This is a genomic window from Devosia lacusdianchii (assembly GCF_022429625.1).
Taxonomy (GTDB): domain Bacteria; phylum Pseudomonadota; class Alphaproteobacteria; order Rhizobiales; family Devosiaceae; genus Devosia; species Devosia lacusdianchii.
Window position 1 is genome coordinate 2,510,987 of sequence record NZ_CP092483.1, and the last position, 24,552, is coordinate 2,535,538.

The window sequence follows — 24,552 nt, forward strand, 5'->3', positions numbered from 1 at the left end:
AGGACGCGCCCATGCCCGGTCCCATGCCCACACTCGTCGATTACTTTCCCCCGCTTGAACCGTACCTGAACGTCCTCCACGTGGACGACGACATCCTCGTGCTCGACAAGCAGAGCGGTCTCTTGAGCGTGCCGGGCAAGGATCCGTCGCTGTGGGACTGCATCGAATACCGCGCCCGCCAGAAATGGCCGACGGCCGGCATGTGCCACCGTCTCGACAAGGACACATCAGGCGTCCTGGTCATGGCGCTCAACAAGCGCGCCCATGGCCGCATCGGCAGCCAGTTCGAGCACCGCAAGACCACCAAGGCCTACATCGCGCGGGTTGCCGGCATCATCGAAGCCGATAGCGGCCTCGTGGATTTGCCGCTCGCCACCGATTGGGACAACAAGCCGCGCCAGCGCGTCGACTACGAAAACGGCCGCCCGTCACAGACCGAATGGACCGTGCTCGAGCGCGAAGCCGACGTCACCCGCGTGCGGCTCCACCCTCTCACCGGCCGCACCCACCAGCTCAGGGTCCACATGAAGGCCATCGGCCATGTGATTCTGGGCGATGTATTTTACGCCGATCCCGTTGCCCTCGCCGCTGCCGACCGGCTGCAATTGCATGCCGCCGAACTGGGCCTCACCCACCCCACCAGTGGCGAGTTCATGACTTTTGTCGCACCAGTACCGTTTTAGCCACTGACGCAGTCCGCTAGGTTGTCGGCGAAAACCAGCTGGAGCCACCTCATGAAACTCGCGCGATCCTGCCACTGGGGCCTGCTGGCCATGCTGACGCTCAGCGCTCCGGCCGCGGCGTTTGACGATCTGCTGAGCGCTGTGGGCGCGTTTCCAGGCGGCATAGATACGCCTTACATCTTCGACTATAGCGCCCCGAAGGACGGCTTCGCCGCCTACCGCGGCGGGCTGGCCGACAACCAGCTCGCACAGGCCCTGGTCAGCGCATCAGGCGTCGATCCGGTCACCGGCATAGCCTTTGGCGAGGTGACCGGCGTGCTCACCATTGGCGACCCACCCAAAACGCTCACAATGCTGTTCGCCGAACCAGGCTTTGCCGATGGGGCGCCGGAGACCTTGGCATCACGCGGCTTCGAAGAGACCGTTGTCGACGACCTCCCCGTCTTTGCCCGCGGCGAAGATTACGCCGTAGACTTGACCACGGCCCGCGATCCCGATCCCTTCGCCAGTGGCATGGGCAAGGCGCAGCGCCTGGCTTTCGGCACCGACTATATGCTGCGCACCGCCGGCTGGCCCGAAATGCGGTCCGCATTGGCGGCCCTGCCACACCCATCACCTGACAAGCAGATCTGGACTGCCATGATCAACGGTTTGCGCGCCGCATCCGGCGAAGGCGCGCACCTCGATGTGGCGTCGGGGTGGGCTGTGTCGGCTTTCTTCGATCCCGGCCCAGGCATGGACCTCATGCTCGATCCCGAGGGTGCCAAAGCCAAGTTCGAGGCCGCTGCCAGCGAGCCGGGCGAGGCGATCGTTTTCCCCTATGTCCTGTTCGCCGCCACACAAGGTCCCGTGCAGGCATCGACCCATATCGTCCTGCCATTTGGCGGTGAGGCGCAGGCGCGCGCCGCCGGCGAGGAAGTCGCCGAGCGGCTGGCGGCATATTCGCCCGGCGCGGCGGCTCCGCGCGTGACCGTCGATGACGATGGCACCTTCTTCGTTGCCGTGGTGTCGATGGACGTGGCGGCAGCGGAGGCCCCGCAGGCGCTGGATCTGTTCAACCGTTGGATCGGTGGTGTCTACCAGCGCGACTTCAAGCCACTGATGCTGCCCTAGGCGTCGTCGGCGAACCGAACTTCGATCCGCTGGAACAGGTGGCCCGGCTTCATCGTATCGAGCCACTTGCGGAAATCGGCCACATCCCTGAACCCAGCCCGCTTCGCCTCGGCGTCGCTGACATCGGCTGGGTCCATGTCGTCGACCGCCCCGATCGACATCACGCCCAGCTTGGTCTTCAGCGTGCCGCCGGGTTTGACGCTCGGCCGGCTCCAGCGCCGGAACACCAGGTCGACCTTGCCCGCCTTGATCGCCTCGAGCAGTTCAAGCTTGAGCAGCATTATCCCACCACCGCCGTTGCCAACATTTCGACGCGCAGCCCATCAGCCAGCAATTCCTTGACCACGACAGTGGCGCGAACCGGATAGGGCTGCTGCGTGAAGAACTCGCGATAGACCGCGTTCATGCCCGGCGCATCGGCGCGGTCGACCAGAAACACCTGCACCTGCACCAGATTGGTCAGCTCGCCGCCCGCAGCGCGAATCGCGATCTGCAAATTCTCGATGCACCGCCTCGTCTGCGCCTCGATGCCGCCAGCGACGATCTCGCCCGTCGCCGGATCTTCGGCAATGGCCACAAGCCAAACCTGATTGCCAGCCTTCACCGCATCGCTGATAGGCGCCGAAGATGGCGCAATGCCCGTTTCGATCCGTTCGATCATGGTCCCTCTGCCTCTGGTGCGGGCGGCGGGACTCGAACCCGCACGGGGATACCCCCTCCGGATTTTAAGTCCGGTGTGTCTACCATTCCACCACGCCCGCGTCGGACCGCGATTAGCATGGTGCCGGGCGCATGCCAACGCTGTTGGCCAATCGCCGGACAGTCGAAAACGCCGCCCGGCCCGTCGGCTTACGGTTGCACGGATGATGGGCGGCCTTTGGACCAAGAACTGTCGACATAGAACGGACCAAGGGCCGCCCATCACGAACTGGAGCTTCCTCACTGGGTCCGGCTAAGCGGGACTATTGTTGCAAGCCCGGTTGCCGACTTTCTGCCCAGCCAAACGGGCGCCCCCGTCTCCAGCCTCCCCGCCCGACCCTGCGTCGGGGCCGCGTGATGGCGGGGACGGCTGGAGTATGCAGGAGGGATTGGGGGCGGGGATAAGTTCTTCCATTGGCCGCTTGCGACCTGATTGCGGTTATCAGACTATCCCCTAGGGGTCCCGAAGGCTGCCGTCCACAATACTCGGACGGTAATGGCTCTGCACCATAGAGTTTGTAGCTCTCAGCAAGCCCGGGTTAGTCGCAAGACCTTGTCGGTGTGGATGGACACGAGCATCCGCATGAACGGCTTGTCGGGAAAATCGGTCTGGAGGATGCGCAACGGGCCTTCGATCAGGGACAGGGATTGTGCCAGCTCATAGAAGTGCATCCGCGCCGGGTCGAGTTCGACATTGATGCCGAGCTCGCCGTAGGCATCGCCCAAGCGCATCTTGGTGAAGGCGTGCTCCCACTCGACGTCGAAGAACATCACGCCTTCAATGTCGATCATCACCGACTGACCGTTGTCATCGAGCATGACATGGTCCGCGCCAAGCTCGCCGTGAATAAGACCGTAGGAATCGCGCGGCTGAATGAGCGAATAGAGCCTCTGAAGCGTGCTCCCGATCAGCGGGAAGGCTAGCTGCAATGCTTTCTACCTGGCCGGCGACGGAGCCTAGATGATCGAGCGCTCGATCCAGCACTACCTGCTCAGCTCTGCGATCCTGACGGACCGCCCCTGACGCGATGGCGAATGGCTTGCCAAGGCTGGGGGATGTGTATCTCGCCATACCATTGAGCATAGCTCCCAGCTCGCGCAGTGGCGCCAGGGATGCCTTCGGATCGGCTGCGATGAGCGCTTCAAGCGTGCCGTTGCGAAGATCTTCGGCGACGGCGATATCGGCCGGGTACAATGACTGGCTGCGGTCGGTCAGCAGCAATTTTGGTCCCCTCGCCCCAGCCCCTTCGAGGGCCGCGACTGCCGTCTCCAGAAAGTCGATACCCGACGCCTCGGCGAAAGGATCGCTCTGGTCGGTGCCATTGTCCGCCCAGTAATTCTCGGACGCATTCCACGCATAGAGGATGACTGTGCTGCCATCATCCAGCAGAGCCGGTAAACACCCTTCTTGCTTCCGCCGCTCAGCCGGTCAAAGGAAACGAGGCAGCGAGCAGTGCCAAACGTCTCCCTCAGGACCGCTTCCACATGCTCCCGCTGCATGAACTGCCGATCTGCCATCTCGCACCTGCTATCGTGATTGGAAGGGGCGCGTTTATCGTTCGGTGTGGCGCGTAGAACAAGGGCAATCGGCCATTTGCACCAGAATAGGACCAGATTTTCGGCCTACGTCGGCGCCAAATAGCTATCGGATAGCCGTAACTAGCCTTTGAATTTCAGGCTGGTATCGCGTCACGCCCTGACACGGTCCGGCTTTACGACAGCTTCGATGGCACAATGGTGGTGGATGCCAGTCTGATGTGACCAATAGAGGTGGCCGCTCCTGGCGGGTGGCCACCTCTATTGCTGAAGCACCCGGCACGGCACCAGGAAAACCGCTCAACTCCTGCTGCGATCTGCGCTATCCGTGCTGCCACAAGCCTTCAGATGATGGGACCCGTCCATGCAGCCAACTGATGTTTCGCGTGCTTTGGCGATGGCCAAGTCAACCGCCTTGGCGCTTGGCCTCACCGCCGATGACGCGGTGGTACTGCAGAATTCGAACAAGCTGACCGTGCACCTCCGCCCTTGCGACATCCTTGCCCGGATCGCCCCGTCGACCGACCACGTGGCGCAGTTCGAGGTCGATCTTGCCGGCCAACTCGCCGAAACAGAAAGCCCGGCAGGAGCCCTCGACCCGCGCATCCCCCCGCGTGTCTACGAGGCAGACGGCTTCGCGGTTACATTTTGGACGTACCACGCGCCGGTCACGTCGGATGTCGCGCCTGCCGCCTACGGCGATGCGCTACGGCGTCTGCACATCGGCATGCGGAAAATCGACCTTGCAGCGCCGCATTTCACCGACCGAATTGCCGAAGCCGAGCGCCTCCTGGCGAACCGCGACCAGACACCTGAACTATCCGACGCCGACCGGGCCTTTCTCAGCGGCATGTTGGACAGTCTCAAACTGTCGATTCTCGGCCACGGTGCTGCCGATCAGCTGCTGCACGGCGAGCCCCACCCAGGCAATCTGCTGAGTACCACTCTGGGGCCGCTCTTCATTGACCTTGAGACTTGCTGCCGCGGGCCGATCGAGTTCGACCTGGCTCACGTGCCCGAGGCGGTTGTCGACCACTATCCAGACGTGGATCAGGCATTGCTGGACGAATGCCGCGCCCTCGTTCTCGTGATGGTCGCAGCATGGCGTTGGGATGCGGGCGACCAGTTCCCCAACGGCCGACAGTGGGCCGAGGAGTTCACACGCGCGTTACGCAAAGGCGCCCCATGGCCTTCGCTCGACGCCATGGCTCGGCAGCTCGCTGGATCGTAGTTTATCGGCTTCGGCCGGCCGGTTTGGCCCGTCGCATGATTTCTGCGAACACCGCGACGCAGATCGTCCCTCTTCCAATTTCATCCAATATTTCAAGTATCATTGAAACAATGGATGCCGCAACATGAACACGCATGCAACCGTCCCCTACATCGAAGTCGAGAGCGGCCTGGCCGCGGTGCTGGCGCGCCTCGATGGGCATGATGATCTGCCGTTGTCGATCACCTATTCCGACCGGGCCGTCCAGGCCGGCTACCATGTGACCGAGGTGAAGGCGGCTCGTTCACGACGCTGGACTGTGGCGGCAACCCTGATGCCTGGGACGAAACGGTACCGCAGGTGGAGGACATTCCCCAGGAAACAGGCAAGCGACAAATGACCGCCGGCAAGTTCCGAAAAATCCTGGAGCAGGTCGATCGCAAGGTACGCCTCAACCATGAGGCGCGGCTGACCATCGAAATCGCCCAACCGGGCGAGGCCATGCGAGCATTCGACATCGCGGACGTGTCAATCGATGACGATCGCGCGACCTTGGTGCTCGGCGTTCGCGCCGCCATCTGCAAGCCGCGGCATCGGGCGCAGCAGGCCGAGTCCGCAGCCCTGTGCTGCGCACCGTCGGCAAAGGCGACCCCCTGTTGCTGATGGAAGGTAGGTCCTGCCTCAGTCCGTTCCGCCGCTGATCGGCGCCACATAGGCCACGTCCAGATCCCACGGGAAGAAAATCCAGGTGTCCTGGCTGACTTCGGTGATGAACGTATCCACCATCTCGCGGCCCTTGGGCTTGGCGTAGACGGTGGCAAAGTGGGCGCCGGGGAGCATTTCGCGGACGACGCGGGCGGTGGAGCCGGTATCGACCAGGTCGTCGACGATCAGCACCTTGCCACCGTTGCGGGCAATGTCGAGCACCGACTGGCTGATTTCCTTCAGCACCTTGATGCCGCCCTGGTTCTGGTGGTCGTAACTCTTGACCGCCACGGTCTCGACCGTGCGGATATTGAGCTCGCGCGCCACGATGGCCGCCGGCACCAGCCCGCCGCGTGCAATGGCGACGACCGCGTCGAACGTTCCCAGACCCGCCAGCCGCCAGGCAAGCGCGCGGCTGTCGCGGTGGAACTGATCCCAGGTGACCGGGAACGACTTCTGGTTCGGATTACTCAAAATGTGTCTCCTGCGCCGACGCTCTATCGCGCCGCGGTGAATTTCAGGGTTCGTTGCTTAGCAAACGCAGGCGGTTCCGCCAATCGCTGGCGCGACTTATGCTCACTCCGTCTCAGCGGGCGGCTCAATGCCGGCATTGCGGTGTGCCTGGGCGACCATGGCCCGCACCTTGTCCGCCGCCTCTTCCAGCCGCGCCGGGTCGGACGAGCGCAGCACCAGCTCGGTCATCACCCGATCCTTACCCATCTGCGGATAGCTACCCATTTTGACGTCGGGATACTGGTCCTGCAGCGCGCCGAGCGGTCCGCCGAGCGTCCCCTCGCCCACAGCTGCCTTCACCGCGACCGACAGCACCTTCTTGCCGCCCTTGAGCGTGGGCGCCAGCGCCTCCAGCATGGCGCGCATGATGATGGGTACGCCGGCCATCACATGCACATTGCCGATGCGGAAGCCCGGCGCCGCGCTGACCGAATTGACGATCAGGTCGGCGCCCTCGGGGATTCGTGCCATGCGCAGCCGCGCCTCGTTGACCTCGGTACCGGTCTCCTTCCAGCGCGTTTCCAGCATAGCCCGAGCCTGGGCATTGATCGGCAAGGCCACGCCAAATGCCTTGGCGATAGCGTCGGCGGTAATATCGTCATGGGTCGGCCCGATGCCACCGGTGGTGAACACATAGGTGTAGCGGGCGCGCAGGGCGTTGACGGCATCGACGATGTCGTCGGTATCATCGCTTACCACGCGCACTTCCTTGAGATCGATTCCCAAGTCCGTACAGAAATCGGCGGTGGCGCCGATATTGACGTCCTTCGTCCGGCCCGAAAGAATTTCATCGCCGATCACGAGAAGGCCGGCGGTCACGCTATCTGCACTCGACATGGTCTCAATCCGTGGCTTGCTGTCCGCCAGACATGCCTTCACGAGATATCGGCGTCAAGCATACGTGTCGCCCTTCCAATCCGCCGGCCATGCGACTACTTTCTGCGGCATTACCCGGAGTTCTTGATGATCACCTTTGTCGATGCCCCTGCTAAAGCCCGCCGCACACCCGGCGTTATCCCGCTGCACGGTGCGGAAGGCTTCGAGGGCATGCGCAAGGCCGGCGCCCTGACCGCAAGGGCGCTCGACATCCTGACCGAATATGTCGAGCCCGGCGTGCCCACCGCCACTATCGACAAGGTCGCCTATGAATTCGCGCGCGATAACGGCGCTGTCCCGGCGACGATCTTCTACAAGGGCTATCGCCACTCCCTGTGCACCTCGATCAACCATGTCGTCTGCCACGGCATTCCCGATGAACGGCCGCTGCGTGACGGCGATATCGTCAATATCGACCTCACCCTGGTGGTCGATGGCTGGCACGGCGATTCCAGCCGCATGTATCCGGTCGGCGAAATCTCGCGGAAGGCCGAGCGCCTGATCGAGGTCACCTATGCCGGCCTCGAAGCCGGCATCGCGGCGGCCAAACCCGGCAACACCACCGGCGATATCGGCGCCGCCATCCAAGCGGTGGCCGAGGGCGAGCGCATGAGCGTGGTGCGCGATTTCGTTGGCCACGGGCTAGGCAAGCTCTTCCACGACGAACCCAACATCATGCATTTCGGCACGCCGGGAACTGGCGTTCCGCTCAAGCCGGGGATGATCTTCACCATCGAGCCGATGATCAATCTCGGCCGGCCGCACGTCAAAATCCTGTCCGACGGCTGGACGGCGGTCACACGCGACCGCACGCTCTCGGCACAGTGCGAGCATTCGATCGGCATTACCGAAACGGACTGCGAGATTTTCACGCTGTCGCCCGCCGGCCTGTTCAATCCCATGGTCATGCGGGCCGCCTGATGAGCGATTGGCCCGACGAGTTTGCCGAGGCCGCCGTTCCTGCACCGCGCACCGAGGCCGATGATCACGCCGGCCATCGCCAGCGCGTCCGCGAGCGCTTTCTCAAGGTCGGCGGTGATGCGCTGGAGGACTATGAGCTGCTTGAGCTCGCGCTCCAGCTTGTCATTCCCCGGCGCGATACCAAGGCGCTGGCAAAGTCCCTGCTGCGCGAGTTCGGTTCGTTTTCCGGCGTGTTCAACGCCAGCCAGGCCCGGCTGGAAAAGGTCGAGGGCCTGGGGCCCACCTCGGTCGCCCATATCAAGGTCATCCAAGCCGTCGCCGCCCGCTTCGGCCACGACCGCATCGATGCCGAGCAGCCCATTCTGTCGTCATGGTCGCAACTGATCGACTATTGCCGCAGCCAGATGGCGTTCCAGTCCATCGAGCAGTTCCGCATCCTCTTCCTCGACAAGAAGAACCGCCTGATCGCCGATGAGGTGCAGCAGACCGGCACGGTCGACCACACCCCGGTCTATCCGCGCGAAGTCATCCGCCGCACGCTGGAGCTATCGGCCACAGCGCTGATCCTGGTCCATAACCATCCTTCGGGCGATCCCGCCCCGTCGTCGGCCGATGTCCGCATGACCAAGGAAATATCCGATATCGCCAAGCCTCTGGGCATAACGCTGCACGACCACATCATCATCGGCAAATCCGGTCACGCCTCGCTGCGCGGCCTCAAGTTGCTCTGACTTGAGACCGCGCAGCGTACGCCCGGTCAGCGCGGTGACGCCGCGGCTTCCGTCATGGTCCGGCGCCCGAAGACGATGGCACTGAGCAAGGCCAGCGCCCACGCACAGGCCGCGCCATAGATCGTGACCCAGCCGATACCCTGCGCCAGCGCGTCCCGCGCCACTGAGGCGGCAAATCCCAGCCCTTCGGCCGCCACGAAATTCCCCGCCGAGATCGCATCCGCGGCGACCTCGACCGAAGCCGGCAATTGCGACGACTGCAGCAGGTGGAACGACACGCCGCTCACCAGGATGAAGCCCATCACAGCGATGTTGACCGCCAGCGAGATCATGCGCGCGCTCATGTCCATGCCGGACGCCATGCCCGCCCGCTCCGGCGGCACGGCGGCGGTGGCCGTGTTGGTCACAGGCGTATTGGTCAGCCCGAGCCCTATCCCGGCGACGAGGCAGCCCGGCAGCAGCGTCATCCAGCTCGCATACGCGCTCGTAGCGGCAATGTTCAGCAGCACGAAGCCGGCCCCGATCGTGAACAGCCCCACCGGAATGACGAAGCCCGGGCCACGACGCAGCAGCAACCGCTCGCCGAGCGGCGGCACGACAATGGTCGGCAAGGTATAGGCCAGCACGGTCAGGCCGGCCACGATGGCATCATAACCGAGCGCGGCCTGCAGGTAGATCGGCAGGTAGATCACAAACGGCCAGAAACTGAAGTTCATGCCGCTCGCCCCCAACAACGCTCCCGAAAACCTGCGGACGCGGAAGGCGCTGAAATCGAACATCGGCCGTGCTGCGCGCGTTTCGACGACGACGAACAGCACGAAGCTGGCGACGCTCGCCGCCAGGATGGTCAGCGCCGTCGGGCCGCTAAGGCCAAGCTCGCGGCCCTGCGTGATTAGATAGACAATGCCGAACACTGCCAGCGACAGCGTGATCATGCCGGCGAAGTCGATACGGTCTGAACTGGGATCGGACGATTCCTCGATGCTTTTCCAGGAGAGAATCAGCGCCGGCACCGCGAGCAGCACATGGATCAGAAACACCCAGTGCCATGTGGCGAGCGTGATGATGGCGCCGCCAACGATCGGACCGAAGCCAAGGCCGGTTCCGAAGACGACGCCCCACCAGCCGAATGCCCTGCCCCGCTCAGCCCCGTCGCGGAACTGGTGTGACAGCACGGCAACCTGGCATGCCAGCATGGCCGCGCCACTGAGGCCCTGGAGGAAGCGCGCCGCGATCAGCAGCGGTGCGCTCGTGGCCAGCCCACAGATCAGCGAGGCGATCGCGAAGACCACGATCCCGACCATGAAGGTGCGCTTGCGACCGAACCGATCGCCCAGCGCGCCCATGGTCATCATGACGGCGCACATCGCGATAGTGTAGGCGTTCATGATCCATTGCAGTTGCTGGAAGTCGGCCGGCAGAACCTTTTCCAGCGTCGGCAGGATGGATGGAACGCTGGTTATTTCCAGCCCGAACATGAGGCTGGAAAGGCAGACGGCAATGAGGGCAAGATTGTTCTTGGATGAAGGGGCATAGCTCACGATTTTGGCCTTGTTGCTACATGTCAGAGGGTCGGCGTAACCGCCTCTTGCAATGCAAGAACGCGGCGGCGCGACCCGGTTCTGACGGGAGGTTCGCTGCGGAACCTGCCCCGGCCTTGATCATTAGACAATGATATGTCAGGTCATATCAGAGACAACAATTTCGGATGATGCTGCCATGAGCGCGCTTGAAGTGGACGCCGTCCGCGCCTTCGTCATGATCGCCGACCTCCAGAGCTTCACTCGCGCCGCCGAGGCTCTCGGATCGACCCAAGGCGCAATCAGCGTGAAACTGAAGCGGCTAGAAGATCGCCTCGACAAAAGGCTAATCGAGCGGACGCCCAGGCAGGTGCGCTTGTCCGCCCAGGGCGAGGCCTTCCTCCCCGCGGCCCGGGAATTTCTGTGCGCCCACGAGCGGGCGCTCATCGCCCTCTCCGCCGAACGCCGGAAGTTTAGGCTCGGCATCGCCACCCATATCATGGGCCCGGAAGTGCCGATCCTGCTGGCCAAGCTCAAGCGGCTCGATCCGGGCCTGACTCTCGAAGTCATCAGCGACACTTCCCGTGCCTTGCTGGATTCCTTCGAAGACGGCTCCCTCGATGCCGTGATCGTCCGGAGTGATGAGGACCGCCGTGACGGCGAGGTGCTTGGCCCCGAGCATTTCGGCTGGTTTAGCTCGGCCGACTTCGAGCATCACGCCGGCGACCCGCTGCGAATAGCCAGCCATTCCCCGGCTTGCTCCGTGCGGGAGGTGGCGACACGCCTGTTGGATGGAGCCTCTATTCCGTGGACCGAGGCCTTTGTCGGCAGCACATCGGCGGTTACGGCAGCGCTGTCGGCAGGCCTTGCCGTCGCCGCCTATCCCCGCCGATTGGCCACGTCTTCCATGATCGAGGTCGGCCAGGTGTTCGGCCTGCCCGCAATTCCGTCCCTGTCCATTGTGCTGCATTCGTCGCTGACCGATCCGAAGACGCGAGAAACGCTCCGGGCCATAACATCCGCATTCAGTGAACATCGGCGGGCCAGCAACAAGCAGATGTCGCTGGGCTGAGAACCGGCTTACTCGGCTTTCTCTGCCGGCGCTTCGGGCTTACCGGCGCCGGTCACCCGGTCGAACAGAACCTGCGCGCCGCGAATGGCCGATCTAACCTGCTTGTTGGCTTTGAGCGCAAAGCGTGCGCGCTGAAACGCCTGGTGCGCCGCCACGATGAGTGCGCCCTGCCGGGTCAGCCCAATATAGTGCTGCTGCAGCGGAGTCTGGACGTTGCACCAGTGCCGCTTTTCGTCAGTAAAGCCGCTGCCCATGTCGAAGACGCGAATACCATCGTCGAACACGCTCTGCATGACCCGCAGCAGGCATTGCTTGCCCGGTGATCCCTGCTGAATGGCCGGATCGTCGCTCATCGAGGAAATAAGGCAGAACATGCGGTCGCCTTGCACGATATTGTAGCGCACCGCGACGATTTCCGCATTGAGCCGCAGGACATGCAGCCGCACGTCGACACCTGAATCGGGCTTGACCGCGTCGTGGTAGAAGCTGGTCAACCGATCATGCGCGAACGGGTCGCGGACGCCCATGACTTTGAAGCGGGCCGAGCGCTGCCGGAACATGGTATCGATCGCGCCGGTTGTGTCGCCACCATTGCGAATGACCTCGAAGGTCACATCACCGAGCGCGCTGAGTCGATCGCCCTGCTGCCGGTCGTGCTTGCGCCGCGATTTATTGCGCTGGAGCCGGTCGCATTCCTCCCAATTCGCATATTCGGATCGATACACCTTCTCGACCGCTACGGTCACGCCCAGTTCGTTGAACAGTCCCGCATGCCCGCCCACTTCGACGGGGATCGCGCGCAGATACACCACGTCGGCCCCTTCAAGGCGGCTCAGCATCGATTGCCACAGCAGACTGCGCCCGATCGGCTCAAGGGCCGCCAACCGGCCGTAATTCGCAACGGGAGCGTAGCAGCCGACATTGGCGCCGGGGAACCAGGTAAACACCGGGACCCCGCGCACCCGCTTACGATGCAGTGCCAATAGCGCCACAGGCACGCCGTCGACGGAGCCGACCACGTAACGCTGATCGGTCCGCGCAATGCGACGGTTTTCAACCCAGAGGCGAATGAAATCAAAGCTCTGGCCAGGGGACTCGACGCCGCCGGCCTGCAGTCCGCGCCAGATCGACTCGACCTCGCGGATATCGTCGGTCACGGCTGCGCTGATTTCACCCAGCACGCGGCCGGCGATCGGCAAGGCCTGCGTGCCCACACCGCTCGCGCTGGAATTCGCCGGAATTGCCTGAAAAGCCAGCACCGTGCCTCCCCCTCGCGGACACCTTGCCCGAACCGGGTAAACCGATGTTCAATCTCACGCGAATGCGAGCCCGCGCGAGCGGAAAGACGAACCACGGTTAACGTGCGCTAAGTCAGCCGAAGGTCGCCAAAACCGGAAAAGTTTCGAGAAACCAATAGGATATGCGGGTAAAATTGCCGGTGAGGAACAACAGACCGGTGACGACGAGCAACACGCCCATCACCTGCTCCACCCGGCGCAGGTGGCGCTTGAAGCCGTTGAAGAAAGCCAGGAACGGCCCGATCGCGATTCCCGCGAGGAAGAACGGCACACCCAGCCCCAGCGAATAGAGCCCGAGCAACCCTGCCCCCTCCAGCGCGGTCCCCCGACTGGCCGCGACCGACAGCACCGCCGCCAGCACCGGCCCGATGCAAGGCGTCCAGCCGATGGCGAAAGCCAGTCCAAGCAGAAAGCCGCCCATTGGCCCGCTGGCAACGCCAGGTCCCTGATGGCGCATTTGCCGATCCAGCAGCCCGATGCGGTAGACGCCGATGAAATGCAGGCCCATGGCGATGATCATGATGCCGGCAATGGGCGTCAGAATCGGCAGCGCCTGGCGGAAGGCCTGGCCGAATGCCGTGGCCGTCGCACCCAGGGTCACGAAGACGATCGAGAACCCCAGGATGAAGAATAGCGAGGTAAACGCCACGCGCCGTTGCAACACACCGGCCGTAGTGCCTTCGTCGCGCAGCTGATCGAAGCTCGCGCCGCTCATATAGGTGAGGTAAGGCGGCACCAGCGGCAGCACGCACGGGGAGAGGAAACTCAGCACGCCTGCGCCGAACACCAATGGCAGAGAAAATTCCAAGAGGCTGACGCTCCTATTGCGACGCCGTTTCTAGCGCGTCGCGAGGACAAAGCAATGCGCGCGCTGTCGCATCGCCGGTTTGTGATGCCCCACCCTTGCCCGCGCCAGCCTCAAACTATATGGCAGAGACGCGCTCCTCCTGTGGCAAGGCAAGCCTTCATGACCACGCGACCCATCCGCATCGCTCCCTCGATTCTGTCGGCCGATTTCAGTCGCCTTGGCGACGAGATCGTCGCGCTCGACGCCGCTGGCGCCGACTATTTTCACGTCGATATCATGGACGGCCATTTCGTCCCCAATATCAGCTTCGGCCCCATGGTCATGCAGTCCATCCGCAAGCTGACCATCAAGCCCTTCGACGTGCACCTGATGATTGCGCCGGTCGATCCCTACATCACCGCCTTTGCCAAGGCCGGTGCCGATAGCATCACTGTTCACGCCGAAGCCGGCCCGCATTTGCAGCGTTCGCTGCAAGCCATCAAGGCCGAAGGCAAGCGCACCGGCGTGGCCATCAATCCGGCAACGCCGCTTGCAGCGGTCGAGAACATTCTCGACGACATCGATCTGCTGCTAGTGATGAGCATCAATCCCGGCTTCGGCGGCCAGGCATTCATTCCCCATGCCATGGAGAAGATCCGCCAGGCCAACGCACTGATCGGCAATCGTCCGATCGAGCTTGAGGTTGATGGCGGCGTATCTGCCGACAATGCCCGCGAGCTTGCCACCGCTGGCATCAACGTCTTCGTCGCCGGCACGGCCATCCTCGGCGGCAATGACGCCACCACCTACGCCCCGCGCATCGCCGCCATCCGCCAGGCCGCCAACAGCCGCAGCGCCTGACTCAATTTCTGAACCAGAAAGCCTAAGCCCATGATCCCGCGCTATTCTCGCCCCGAAATGGTCTCCATCTGGTCGGCCGAGACAAGGTTCGCCATCTGGTTCGAGATCGAAGCGCACGCCACCACCAAGCTGGCGGAGCTCGGCGTGGTGCCCAGGGAATCGGCCCAGAATATCTGGGACGTCATGAACGCCCGCAAGGCCGCCACTGGCGATTACGGCTTCGATGTCGCGCGCATCGACGAGATCGAGCGCACCACCAAGCATGACGTCATCGCCTTCCTGACCCACCTCAGCGAAATCGTCGGTCCTGATGCCCGCTTCGTGCACCAGGGCATGACCAGCTCCGACATTCTCGACACCACGCTGTCGGTACAGATGGCCCGCGCCGCCGATCTGCTCATCGCCGATGTCGATGCCCTGCTCGCCGCACTCAAGCGCCGTGCCTATGAGCACAAGGACACCATCACCATCGGCCGCAGCCATGGCATCCATGCCGAGCCGACCACATTCGGCGTCAAGCTGGCCGAGGCCTATGCCGAGTTCAGCCGCAACCGTGCGCGCCTGGTCGCCGCGCGCGCCGAAATCGCAACCGCCGCCATTTCCGGCGCCATCGGCTCCTTCGCCAATATCGATCCGCAGGTCGAAGAATACGTCGCCGAGAAACTCGGCCTCGCGATCGAGCCGGTTTCGACCCAGGTCATCCCGCGCGACCGCCACGCCATGTTCTTCGCCACGCTCGGCGTCGTCGCCAGTTCCATCGAGCGCGTCGCCATCGAGATTCGCCATTTGCAGCGCACCGAAGTGCTGGAAGCCGAGGAGTTCTTCTCTCCGGGCCAGAAGGGTTCTTCGGCCATGCCGCATAAGCGCAATCCGGTGCTGACCGAAAACCTCACCGGCCTCGCCCGCCTGGTGCGCGGCATGGTGACCCCTGCCCTCGAGAACGTCGCCCTCTGGCACGAACGCGATATCTCGCACTCCTCGGTCGAACGCATGATCGGCCCCGATGCGACGGTCACCCTCGACTTCGCGCTGGCCCGCCTCACCGGCGTTATCGACAAGCTCGTCGTCTACCCCGAAAACATGCGCAAGAACCTCGACCTGCTCGGCGGCCTCCACAATTCGCAGCGCATGTTGCTGGCCCTGACTCAGGCCGGCTACAGCCGCGAGGACAGCTACGCCGCCGTGCAGCGCAACGCCATGAAGGTTTGGGAAATGCGCGGCGATCGCACCGGCCAGTTCGCAGTCAACCTCAAGGCCGACCCGCAAGTGACTCTGCCTGACGAACAAATCGACGCCATGTTCGACGACGCCTACCACCTCAAGCATGTCGATACGATCTTCAAGCGGGTCTTTGGATGAGCATCACCTACCAGCGCGAGCAGGACCTTCCGGTCGCTGACTACATCGCGGTGGTCGGCGAGACGACACTCGGCGCCAATCGCCCGATCGCCAACCCCGAACGCGTGCGGGCGATGATCGATGGCTCAAACTTCATCGTTACCGCACGCGATGACTCCGGCCAGGCGGTGGGCTTGGCCCGCTGCATGAGCGACGGCGCGTGGATTTGCTACTGCATGGACCTGGCCGTGCGCGACAGCCAGCAGGGCAAGGGCATCGGCCGTGGCCTGATCGCCAAGTGCAGGGAAATCCTCGGGCCCAAGCTCGGGTTCATACTGGTCTCAGAGCCCGCTGCCGAGAGCTTCTATGCCGGTCTCGGCATGGAACAGTATAAGGCGTTCTTTCATCCCCGGACCGACAGCGCATGAAAATCTCGGAATGCGACATCCTGATCCTGCCCGGCCTCGGCAATTCCAGCCCGGGCCATTGGCAGTTGCGCTGGGCCGAGCGCATGGCCAGTGCTGCCGTGGTCGAACAGGCCGATTGGGACGAACCCGATCTGGATGACTGGGTCGCCACCATCGATCAGGCCGCGCGCCTCACCACGCGTCCCGTGGTTCTGGTCGCCCACTCACTGGCCGTCATTGCCGTGGCCCATGCCGGTCCGCGCCTGCCCAACAATGTGCGCGGCGCGTTCCTCGTCTCCCCGCCCGACATCGAGCTGAGTTCGGCCGCGCCCGAGGAGACCTACGGCTTCCGGCCGATCCTCCGCGATCCCCTGCCCTTTCCCTCGATGCTGGTCGCCTCGACCAACGATCCACTCTGCACCATCGATCGGGCAGTGGAATTCGCGACCTGCTGGGGTTCGGATTTCCACCTCGCCGGCGAGGCCGGCCATATCAATGTCGCATCGGGCCACGGCCCCTGGCCGGAGGGCCTTCTGATGTTCACTCGCCTCATGCAGCGCCTCAAATGACACAGAAAGATCATGAACTGATCGTCGGCACACCCACCACCGCCGACTATCGCCGCCTGCGCCAGGTTGCCGGCCTCAGCGCCAAGTCGCTGGAAGCCGCAGAAGTCGGCCTACCAAACACTTGGTATGCAGTTACCATCCGTCATGCTGGCCAAACCATCGGCATGGGCCGCGTCATCGGCGACGGCGGCACGGCGTTCCAGATTGTCGATATCGCGGTCGAGCCCGCCCACCAGGGCAAGGGCCTCGGCAAGCGGATCGTTGCCGCACTGGTCGATCACCTCCGCGCCAACGCGCCTGCCAGCGCCTATGTCAGCCTCATCGCTGACGGCGACGCGCAGCACCTCTACGCCAAATACGGCTTTGCGCCCGTCATGCCGGCGTCCGTTGGCATGGGCATGCGCATCGGCTGAACCGGACCTGCGCTAAGCATTGTCGCCAAACCGAAATCCGGCAGAACCCCTTTCCGCCTATACTCGACTAATTTGGTAGTTTAGGCCTCGATCCTTGCAGCCGTCGCGTCTACGCTCACTGCATTGCGAGTAGCCAAGAGCCGGAGGCCAAGATGACCGTCAATTCCAAGCATCCCGAGACGCAGGGTCTGCACGCCGGCTGGCGCGCTGATCCCACCACCGGCTCGGTTGCCGTGCCGATCTACCAGACGACCTCGTTTCAGTTCGACGACAGCGAGCACGCCGCCGACCTGTTCGCGCTGCGCAAGCTGGGCAATATCTATACCCGCCTCGGCAACCCGACCACCGATGTGCTGGAAAAGCGCGTCGCAGCGCTCGAAGGCGGTGTCGCCGCGCTTGCCGTCGCGTCCGGCCAGGCCGCATCGGCCTATGCCGTGCAAAACCTGGCCGTGGTTGGCGACAACATCGTCGCCTCGACCGACCTCTATGGCGGCACCTACAACCTGTTCAAGAACACCTTCCGCGAGGCTGGGATCGAAGTCCGCTTCGTCGATCCCTCCGATCCGGAAAACTTCCGCCGGGCTACGGACGACAAGACGCGCGCCTACTATGCGGAAACCTTGCCTAACCCCAAGCTGTCGGTGCTGCCCATCGCCGAAGTCGCGGCGATTGGCCGTGAGTACGGCATCCCGCTGATCGTCGACAACACGGCCGCTCCGCTGACCGCCCGCCCCTTCGAGCACGGCGCCGCTGTCGTCGTGTACTCGTCCACCAAGTATCTCGGCGGTCACGGCACCTCGATCGGCGGTCTCATCGTCGATGGCGGCAACTTCGATTGGGCGGCCCATCCGGAGCGCCAGCCCCGCCTCAACACTCCGGATGAGGCTTACCATGGTGCGATTTGGGTCGAGGCCGCCAAGCCCCTCGGCCCGATCGCCTATATCCTCAAGGCCCGCACCACACTGCTCCGAACCCACGGCGCTGCGCTCTCGCCATTCAACGCCTTCCTGACCATCCAGGGCCTCGAAACCCTGGCCTTGCGCGTCGATCGTCATTTCGAGAACGCCGCCAAGGTTGCCGCATGGCTCAGCAAGCGCCCGGAAGTCACCTCCGTGACCCATCCGACGCTACAAACCGGCCAGCAACGTGCTAATGCCGACAAATATCTCACACGCGGCAAGGGCGCCCTGATCGGCTTCGAACTGGCCAATGGCCGCGAGGCCGGTGCCCGCTTCGTCGATTCCCTGCAGCTGCTCTACCATGCCGCAAACATCGGCGACGCGCGCTCGCTGGCGATCCACCCCGCAACCACCACGCATTCGCAGCTCTCACCAGCCGAGCAGCTCTCGGCCGGCGTCACGCCTGGCTATGTGCGCCTGTCGATCGGCATCGAACATATCGACGATATCCTCGCCGATCTGGACCAGGCACTGAACGCTGCTGGTCAGCGCGACCAGGCCGCCGAGTAGGCCGCCGGGGCCGGCTCCGGCCGGCCCTAGTTTATCCGCCGCACCGTAAACCGGGTCGGCCCTTCGCCACTGCCAGCGGCTGGCCGATAATTGCAGGTCAGGCTCGACAGCACGGGCCGGTTGGGATCGATGATCAGTCCCAGCAGGCCAAGCAGCAGATTGGGGCGGCACGTCATGGTATCGGCGCTCCAGGCGACACCGTTGCCGCAGGAGGTGCGGCGGAGCTGGACACTGACCTCGGCGCCACGCCCGGTCCAATCCAGCCGGCCATTGCAGCGCACGCCGCTGCCCGACACCGAATAGGTGCCCCGTTGTTGCAGGCAGAACTCGAACCGGTAATGCCCATAGATGCGGTTATTGCTGCGATAGCACCCGGAAACGAGCGCCCCGCCAGGCAAATCCGGAACGATGACGCGCGTGTCGTTGCTCTGCGCCAGAGCCGCTCCACCGAGCACCATGCCGCTCAGAATGGCGGCGATGAGACCAAAATATCGAACGAATCCATGCATTTGCCTTCTCCCCACAAGTCGGTGAGACGACTATGAACCTCGTGCCGCGCAAAGCAAAGGGGAGCCGGTGTTTCCACCAGCTCCCCTTCAGCATTCTATGAAAGCGATCAGCCCTCGGCGGCGATCTGCTCGTTGGCCACCTGCACGAGCTGCAGCATCTTCTGCCGAATCACGTCGTCACCAACATTGAGGCCCTTGGCCTTGAGATCGCCGGCAACCTTGCGGAACACGTCCTCGTCGCCCGCTTCCTCGAAATCAGCGGCCACAACATCGGCGGCATAGGCCTTGGCCTCGTCACCGGTCAGGCTCATCAGCTCGGCGGCCCAGATGCCCACCAGCTTGTTGCGGCGGGCTTCCGCCTTGAACTTCTTTTCGGCGTCGAAGGCGAACTTGGCTTCCTGGCCCTTCTGCCGATCCTCGAACTGGCTCATGCAACTCTCCCACTTGGCTCTCTAATTGCCGCCTCTCCGGCGCTTGCCAACCGACATAGGCGGTTCAAGCAGCCAAATCAATTGCCGCGGTCGCGCTGCGACCTTATGCACGGCACGCAAGGCCCCCTCATGCGAAAGAGCTTGCAATTTTGCCCTGTTCTGGCGCATGAAGCGGCCAAATTCTCCCTCCTTTCAACGGTCCCGGATTCCCAATGAACCGTCGTCGCAAAATCTACGAGGGCAAGGCCAAGATCCTCTTCGAAGGTCCTGAGCCGGGCACTCTGGTTCAGTATTTCAAGGACGACACCACGGCCGGTGACGGCGCCCGCCACGAAGTCATCGACGGCAAGGGCGTCCTGAACAACCGCATTTCCGAGTTCGTGTTCACCAAGCTCAATGGCTTGGGCATCCCGACTCACTTCATTCGTCGCATCAACATGCGTGAGCAGTTGATCAAGGAAGTCGAGATCATTCCGCTCGAGATCATCGTCCGCAACTTCGCGGCCGGTTCGCTGGTGAAGCGCCTGGGTCTTGAGCCCGGCACCCAGCTGCCGCGGTCGATCATCGAGTTCTGCTACAAAGATGACGCTCTGCATGACCCCATGGTCAGCGAAGAGCACATCACCGCCTTCGGCTGGGCCACTCCGGCTGAGCTCGACGACATCATGAGCCTCGCCATCCGCGTCAACGACTTCCTGACCGGCCTGTTCATGGGCGTCGGCATCCAGCTCGTCGATTTCAAGATCGAATGCGGACGCCTCTACGAGGGCGACCTCATGCGCATCGTGCTGGCCGACGAGATCAGCCCCGATAGCTGCCGCCTGTGGGACGTCAAGACCCGCAACAAGATGGACAAGGACCGCTTCCGCGAGAACCTTGGCGGCCTGATCGAGAACTATCGCGAAGTCGCCCAGCGGCTTGGCATTCTCGTCGAAACCGAAAACGCGCTGACCACCGGTCCGCGCCTCGTTCAGTAGCATATCGGGAGCATACCCAATGAAGGCGCGCGTCACGGTCACCCTCAAGGCCGGCGTTCTTGACCCCCAGGGCCAGGCGATCGAAGGATCGCTCAAGGGCCTGGGCTTTCCGGGTGTTGCATCCGTGCGACAGGGGAAGGTCTTTGACCTTACCCTGGACGGAACCGATGAGGCGGCGGCTCGTTCCCAGTTGACCAGCATGTGTGAAAAGCTGCTGGCCAATACTGTGATCGAAAACTACGCGATCGAAATCTCAAATTAACGCCTCACGGCTACTCTATTCGTCGCGCCGAGAGTTGGCGCAGGACCATTTTGCCATGCTCAAAACCATCTCGCTCTCGGTCATGTTCGTCGCGACCCTCGGCCTTCTTTTTGCCGCCTACGCGTCGGTGCCAGTCTAAGAAGCAGACCCGCCAGGCATCAGAGACGCCTGGAAGAATTAATCTAGCGCTGACTGTTTCTTAACTCCGGCTGGCTAGCTTCAGATCGAACTGATCTTGAGCAGCATCGGCGGTTTCCTTGGTCGCGTTTGGACGTTATTTGCTTTCGGCCGGGGCAGCGACTTGCGTCGACGTGGCGCTCGTTCAGTTACTGCTCGCTTTCGAGTTTTCCCGTATGCCTTGGCTCTACGGCGCGGTCATTGCCGCGGGCGCGACCTGCGGCATGGCGGTGAATTTCCTGGTTTCGCGGCGCTTTGTCTTCGCTGCCGACCAACGATCGGCCCCCAAACAGTTGGCAAGCTTCGTCGCCGTTTCGCTCACTACATTGCTGCTGCGCCTTGCGGTGGCCTACGGGTTGGTCGGGCTATTCGGCCTGCCCCTTTTCGGCTGGATTAACACGCTGCCCACTACCGCCCCCGCCGAACGTCTCGCCCACCTCGCGGCTGTCGGGCTGGTCACCGTCTATTCCTTCTTTGCCCACAAGCACATCTCCTTCGGTGGAGGCTTCCAGGCCCTGTTCTCCAACCGGTCGGCGGTGCGTCCATGAACGTTGAAACACTCGTAATCGGCGCTGGCCCTGCTGGCCTCACCACCGCCTATGAGCTGACCAAGGCTGGACGCAGCGTTACGATCGTCGAGCGTGATCCGGTCTATGTGGGCGGCATTTCCCGCACCGTGAACTACAAGGGCTATCGCTTCGACATAGGTGGCCACCGCTTCTTCTCCAAAAGCGCCGAAGTCGAGGCCTGGTGGACCGAGATCATGGGAGACGAACTGCTGCAGCGCCCCCGATCAAGCCGCATCTACTATAGCGGTAAGCTGTTCGATTATCCGCTGCGCGCTGGCGACGCGCTGAGCAAGCTGGGTCCGATCGAGGCCCTGCGCTGTGTCATTTCCTACGCATTGGCCCAGGCGCGTCCCCACCGCAACGTCGTCAGTTTCGAGCAGTGGGTGGTCAATAATTTCGGTCGTCGCCTGTTCCAGATCTTCTTCAAGACCTACACTGAGAAAGTGTGGGGCATGGACTGTTCCGAAATCTCTGCCGATTGGGCCGCGCAGCGCATCAAGGGGCTCAATCTTTATCAGGCCATCGTTCAGAGCTTCGGTATAGGCAAGCGTTCCTCCGGAGGCGACGCCGTCATCAAGACGCTGATCAACAGCTTCCGCTACCCCCGCCTGGGACCAGGCCAGATGTGGGAGCGCGTCCGCGACAGGGTCGTCGATGCGGGCGGCACTGTCATGATGGGCTCGACCATCACCGCCATCAGCCAGCACTCCGGCACGGGCAAGTGGATTGCTGTTGTCACGGATGCCAACGGCAAGGAAACCAGGGTCACTGCCGACCACGTCGTCTCAACCGCCGCGATCAACGAACTCGTCCGCATGCTGGGCGCAGATAGCGATCCAGCGGTGGCCGCCGCATCGGCCGGTCTGCGCTACCGCGACTTCCTCATCGTCGGGCTCATCGCCCGCGGCAAGGAGCGTTTCGACGACAATTGGATCTACATCCATGATCCCGGCGTCAAAGTCGGTCGAATCCAGAACTTCAAGTCGTGGTCGCCCGATATGGTGCCCAATACCGATACAGCCTGCTACGGGATGGAATACTTCTGCAACGCCGGCGACGACACCTGGAACATGAGTGATGCCGATCTCATCGCTCGGGCCAGGGCGGAAATCGGCAGACTGGGTCTGGTTTCGCCAGAAGATATCACCGACGGCTCGGTCGTCCGACAGCCCAAGGCCTACCCCGTGTACGACGACACCTACAAATTGAACGTCGATACCATTGCAGAAGGCCTCGATGATCGATTTACGAACCTGCACCTGGCTGGCCGAAACGGCATGCACAAGTACAACAACCAGGACCATGCGATGATGACGGGCATGCTGACGGCCCGCAACATCATCGCCGGCACCAGGGTCTTCGACATCTGGACCGTGAACGAGGACGCCGAATACCACGAGGCCGGTGACACTCCGCAAGAACTCGGTGAGCGCCTTGTTCCCCGCCGCGTCGCCTGACCTCGCAAGCGCGGCCGAATCCGCGAAGCTGACCAGAACTGACGATCTCGTCAGCCTCGTCCTTGTGCTCGCCTACGCCGTCGTCGAAATCGCCTTGTTTGCCGGCCACACGCCATGGCGGGATGAGGCGCAGGCGTGGCTGCTGGCCGAGACTTTGTCGCGGCCCATGGATTTTCTCATTATTCCCGCCGAGGGGCATCCTCCGCTGTGGTTCTGGCTCTTGCGGGCCCTTTCGACCCTCTTCAGCTTTGAGCAGGCTCGTTACTTGACGTTGACGGTCGCCATCTTGAACGCGTTGCTTCTCTGGCGGGTATTGCGCGGTCAGGTGCTGCTATTGGCACTTGTGCTATGCAATAGCGTCATCCTGCTGCAATGGGGCTACCATTTCCGGCCGTACAGCCTTGTTCTGACGACCATTCTCGCTGCCCTTCTTCTCGATCGCAGCGGACGCGGCGTCGCGGCCACCTGGGTATTGGCGATCGGCTGCGGTCTTCACTTCTTCACCGGTTTCGTCTTTGCGCTGTGGCTGCTCTTGCAATGGCGTCGTGGCATCGGCGTCACGAGGTTGATCGGACCGTCGGTGCTGGCAGCGGCATTTGGCGCCAGTGCCCTCATCTCTGGAATGAACAATCCGGAGGCCAGCTCAAACCTGGCGAACCTCATTCCGGGCACACTCGACAATCTGTCCTGGTGGATGCCGGGCGACAACTATCGCCACCCCGTCGCAAGCCTCGCTTATGTCGGTCTGCTCGCCCTCGGCCTCTGGCGCAGCCCATTCATCCTAGGCGCATTGTTGATAGCGACCGTCGCATTCGCTGCCGGCACGGCAGTTGTCTATGGCGAACACCCGTGGCACGCCGCGTTCATAATGGTAATGGCAATCACCGCCTTTGTCGCCGCCGGCACGAAAGCACAAGCTCTGGCGCTGGCTCTCGTCCTGCTCCCGAACGCCGTAGTGGGCATGTCCAACGTGCGGAATTCGCTCCAGTACCACCCGAGCGGCGACATCGATATCTACCGCAGCGTCCAGGCCGACGCCGGCATGACGATCATTCCGACCCAGCAACTGGTTGCCTGGCCCGACTATATGCTGGCCTCGGCCGCCGCCAGCGAGGAGTTCACCTATCGCAGCGGCAACAACGGTGCCACGCTGGGACCCATAGATTGGCGCACCCGCGTCCGCACAGCAATCGACCCCGGTCTCACAACCTTGCCCACACCCTATTGGCTGGTATGCAAGGACTGCCCCCAGATACTCGACTTCATCGCCGCTTCAGGTCGCACCCCCACACCAGTTGGCTCGGCCCTGAACTTCAGCGACGGTCACATTTATGCTTTCCGCATCGATTGATCGTGTTTAGCTAAATCCTTACCAGTTAAGCACTTCTCTTAAGCCTGTCGCGAAGTCGTTATGCGCGGGCAACGAGCTTGGCTCTATTATGCGCTCCA

General features: G+C 62.8%; 29 protein-coding genes and 1 tRNA gene. 19 read left to right on the forward strand and 11 right to left on the reverse strand.

From position 1 onward, the window contains the following. Positions 1–11: 11 nt before the first annotated feature. Positions 12–683, forward strand: a complete 672-nt coding sequence (locus MF606_RS12355) for an RluA family pseudouridine synthase (protein WP_240229538.1) — start codon at positions 12–14, stop codon at positions 681–683. Positions 684–734: 51 nt separating this feature from the next. Then, a complete protein-coding gene (locus MF606_RS12360) occupies positions 735–1,796 on the forward strand; it encodes a hypothetical protein (RefSeq protein WP_240229539.1) in 1,062 nt (353 codons plus the stop codon). Here MF606_RS12360 and MF606_RS12365 read toward each other — a convergent pair. The 4 genes from MF606_RS12365 to MF606_RS12380 all read right to left on the reverse strand — a co-directional run bounded on the left by MF606_RS12365 (position 1,793) and on the right by MF606_RS12380 (position 3,314). After that, positions 1,793–2,077, reverse strand: a complete 285-nt coding sequence (locus MF606_RS12365; protein ID WP_240229540.1) for an ASCH domain-containing protein — start codon at positions 2,075–2,077, stop codon at positions 1,793–1,795. The genes MF606_RS12360 and MF606_RS12365 overlap by 4 nt on opposite strands. Then, the gene (locus MF606_RS12370) at positions 2,077–2,457 is read right to left on the reverse strand and encodes a RidA family protein (protein WP_240229541.1); all 381 of its coding nucleotides are present in this window, start codon (positions 2,455–2,457) and stop codon (positions 2,077–2,079) included. The genes MF606_RS12365 and MF606_RS12370 overlap by 1 nt, the downstream gene beginning before the upstream one ends. Positions 2,458–2,471: 14 nt before the next feature. Then, positions 2,472–2,557 (reverse strand) — tRNA-Leu (locus MF606_RS12375). A gap of 463 nt (positions 2,558–3,020) precedes the next feature. Continuing rightward, entirely contained in the window at positions 3,021–3,314 is a 294-nt protein-coding gene (locus tag MF606_RS12380) for a hypothetical protein (RefSeq protein ID WP_240229542.1), read from the reverse strand. A 1,081-nt stretch (positions 3,315–4,395) separates the two neighbouring features. Between MF606_RS12380 and MF606_RS12385 the strand changes: the two genes are divergently transcribed. From MF606_RS12385 to MF606_RS12395, 3 genes are all read left to right on the forward strand, one after another. After that, positions 4,396–5,262, forward strand: a complete 867-nt coding sequence (locus MF606_RS12385; RefSeq protein ID WP_240229543.1) for a phosphotransferase — start codon at positions 4,396–4,398, stop codon at positions 5,260–5,262. Between the two features lie 124 nt (positions 5,263–5,386). Next, positions 5,387–5,641, forward strand: a complete 255-nt coding sequence (locus tag MF606_RS12390) for a hypothetical protein (RefSeq protein ID WP_240229544.1) — start codon at positions 5,387–5,389, stop codon at positions 5,639–5,641. Then, a complete protein-coding gene (locus tag MF606_RS12395; RefSeq protein WP_240229545.1) occupies positions 5,602–5,904 on the forward strand; it encodes a DUF6428 family protein in 303 nt (100 codons plus the stop codon). The genes MF606_RS12390 and MF606_RS12395 overlap by 40 nt, the downstream gene beginning before the upstream one ends. Before the next feature lie 18 nt (positions 5,905–5,922). Here MF606_RS12395 and gpt read toward each other — a convergent pair whose 3' ends face one another. After that, positions 5,923–6,420 (reverse strand): xanthine phosphoribosyltransferase, encoded by a 498-nt coding sequence (gene gpt / locus MF606_RS12400; RefSeq protein ID WP_240229546.1) that lies wholly within the window; start codon positions 6,418–6,420, stop codon positions 5,923–5,925. A 102-nt stretch (positions 6,421–6,522) separates the two neighbouring features. Beyond that, positions 6,523–7,296, reverse strand: coding sequence for a competence/damage-inducible protein A (locus MF606_RS12405; protein ID WP_240229547.1), 774 nt, complete (start codon positions 7,294–7,296; stop codon positions 6,523–6,525). 126 nt (positions 7,297–7,422) lie between these two features. Between MF606_RS12405 and map the strand changes: the two genes are divergently transcribed. Together map and radC are read left to right on the forward strand one after the other, a co-directional pair. Continuing rightward, positions 7,423–8,256: a type I methionyl aminopeptidase gene (gene map / locus MF606_RS12410; RefSeq protein ID WP_240229548.1), complete on the forward strand. Its 834-nt coding sequence runs from the start codon at positions 7,423–7,425 to the stop codon at positions 8,254–8,256. Beyond that, a complete protein-coding gene (radC, locus tag MF606_RS12415) occupies positions 8,256–8,987 on the forward strand; it encodes a RadC family protein (RefSeq protein WP_240229550.1) in 732 nt (243 codons plus the stop codon). Before map ends, radC begins: the two co-directional genes overlap by 1 nt. A 26-nt stretch (positions 8,988–9,013) precedes the next feature. Here radC and MF606_RS12420 read toward each other — a convergent pair whose 3' ends face one another. Next, positions 9,014–10,465, reverse strand: a complete 1,452-nt coding sequence (locus MF606_RS12420; RefSeq protein WP_240233841.1) for an MFS transporter — start codon at positions 10,463–10,465, stop codon at positions 9,014–9,016. 241 nt (positions 10,466–10,706) lie between these two features. On the opposite strand from MF606_RS12420, the gene MF606_RS12425 reads away from it, so the two are divergent. Continuing rightward, positions 10,707–11,579: a LysR family transcriptional regulator gene (locus MF606_RS12425; protein ID WP_240229551.1), complete on the forward strand. Its 873-nt coding sequence runs from the start codon at positions 10,707–10,709 to the stop codon at positions 11,577–11,579. A gap of 8 nt (positions 11,580–11,587) precedes the next feature. On the opposite strand, the gene MF606_RS12430 is transcribed toward MF606_RS12425, so the two are convergent. Both MF606_RS12430 and MF606_RS12435 read right to left on the reverse strand, forming a co-directional pair. After that, entirely contained in the window at positions 11,588–12,838 is a 1,251-nt protein-coding gene (locus MF606_RS12430; protein ID WP_240229553.1) for a GNAT family N-acetyltransferase, read from the reverse strand. A 112-nt stretch (positions 12,839–12,950) separates the two neighbouring features. Further along, positions 12,951–13,685, reverse strand: coding sequence for a cytochrome c biogenesis CcdA family protein (locus MF606_RS12435; protein WP_240229554.1), 735 nt, complete (start codon positions 13,683–13,685; stop codon positions 12,951–12,953). Between the two features lie 159 nt (positions 13,686–13,844). On the opposite strand from MF606_RS12435, the gene rpe reads away from it, so the two are divergent. From rpe to MF606_RS12465, 6 genes are all read left to right on the forward strand, one after another. Further along, entirely contained in the window at positions 13,845–14,525 is a 681-nt protein-coding gene (rpe, locus tag MF606_RS12440) for a ribulose-phosphate 3-epimerase (protein WP_240229556.1), read from the forward strand. Positions 14,526–14,555: 30 nt separating this feature from the next. Beyond that, the gene (gene purB / locus MF606_RS12445) at positions 14,556–15,884 is read left to right on the forward strand and encodes an adenylosuccinate lyase (protein ID WP_240229558.1); all 1,329 of its coding nucleotides are present in this window, start codon (positions 14,556–14,558) and stop codon (positions 15,882–15,884) included. After that, positions 15,881–16,291, forward strand: coding sequence for a GNAT family N-acetyltransferase (locus MF606_RS12450; RefSeq protein ID WP_240229560.1), 411 nt, complete (start codon positions 15,881–15,883; stop codon positions 16,289–16,291). Before purB ends, MF606_RS12450 begins: the two co-directional genes overlap by 4 nt. Further along, complete coding sequence (locus tag MF606_RS12455; RefSeq protein ID WP_240229561.1) at positions 16,288–16,839, forward strand: RBBP9/YdeN family alpha/beta hydrolase; 552 nt, start codon at positions 16,288–16,290, stop codon at positions 16,837–16,839. The genes MF606_RS12450 and MF606_RS12455 overlap by 4 nt, the downstream gene beginning before the upstream one ends. Beyond that, positions 16,836–17,252: a GNAT family N-acetyltransferase gene (locus MF606_RS12460; RefSeq protein ID WP_240229563.1), complete on the forward strand. Its 417-nt coding sequence runs from the start codon at positions 16,836–16,838 to the stop codon at positions 17,250–17,252. Before MF606_RS12455 ends, MF606_RS12460 begins: the two co-directional genes overlap by 4 nt. Before the next feature lie 152 nt (positions 17,253–17,404). Beyond that, complete coding sequence (locus MF606_RS12465; RefSeq protein ID WP_240229565.1) at positions 17,405–18,721, forward strand: O-acetylhomoserine aminocarboxypropyltransferase/cysteine synthase family protein; 1,317 nt, start codon at positions 17,405–17,407, stop codon at positions 18,719–18,721. Positions 18,722–18,747: 26 nt separating this feature from the next. Here MF606_RS12465 and MF606_RS12470 read toward each other — a convergent pair whose 3' ends face one another. Then, positions 18,748–19,230 carry a hypothetical protein gene (locus MF606_RS12470; protein WP_240229567.1) on the reverse strand — a complete coding sequence of 161 codons (483 nt, stop codon included), beginning with the start codon at positions 19,228–19,230 and terminating at the stop codon, positions 18,748–18,750. 107 nt (positions 19,231–19,337) lie between these two features. Continuing rightward, positions 19,338–19,661, reverse strand: a complete 324-nt coding sequence (locus tag MF606_RS12475) for a DUF1476 domain-containing protein (protein WP_240229569.1) — start codon at positions 19,659–19,661, stop codon at positions 19,338–19,340. A gap of 212 nt (positions 19,662–19,873) precedes the next feature. On the opposite strand from MF606_RS12475, the gene purC reads away from it, so the two are divergent. The 5 genes from purC to MF606_RS12500 all read left to right on the forward strand — a co-directional run bounded on the left by purC (position 19,874) and on the right by MF606_RS12500 (position 24,454). After that, entirely contained in the window at positions 19,874–20,638 is a 765-nt protein-coding gene (purC, locus tag MF606_RS12480; RefSeq protein ID WP_240229571.1) for a phosphoribosylaminoimidazolesuccinocarboxamide synthase, read from the forward strand. 19 nt (positions 20,639–20,657) lie between these two features. Further along, positions 20,658–20,900 (forward strand): phosphoribosylformylglycinamidine synthase subunit PurS, encoded by a 243-nt coding sequence (gene purS, locus MF606_RS12485; protein WP_240229573.1) that lies wholly within the window; start codon positions 20,658–20,660, stop codon positions 20,898–20,900. 257 nt (positions 20,901–21,157) lie between these two features. Further along, positions 21,158–21,625, forward strand: a complete 468-nt coding sequence (locus tag MF606_RS12490; protein ID WP_240229574.1) for a GtrA family protein — start codon at positions 21,158–21,160, stop codon at positions 21,623–21,625. Then, positions 21,622–23,103 (forward strand): NAD(P)/FAD-dependent oxidoreductase, encoded by a 1,482-nt coding sequence (locus MF606_RS12495; protein ID WP_240229575.1) that lies wholly within the window; start codon positions 21,622–21,624, stop codon positions 23,101–23,103. Before MF606_RS12490 ends, MF606_RS12495 begins: the two co-directional genes overlap by 4 nt. Next, positions 23,081–24,454, forward strand: coding sequence for a hypothetical protein (locus MF606_RS12500; protein WP_240229576.1), 1,374 nt, complete (start codon positions 23,081–23,083; stop codon positions 24,452–24,454). The genes MF606_RS12495 and MF606_RS12500 overlap by 23 nt, the downstream gene beginning before the upstream one ends. Positions 24,455–24,552 lie beyond the last annotated feature (98 nt).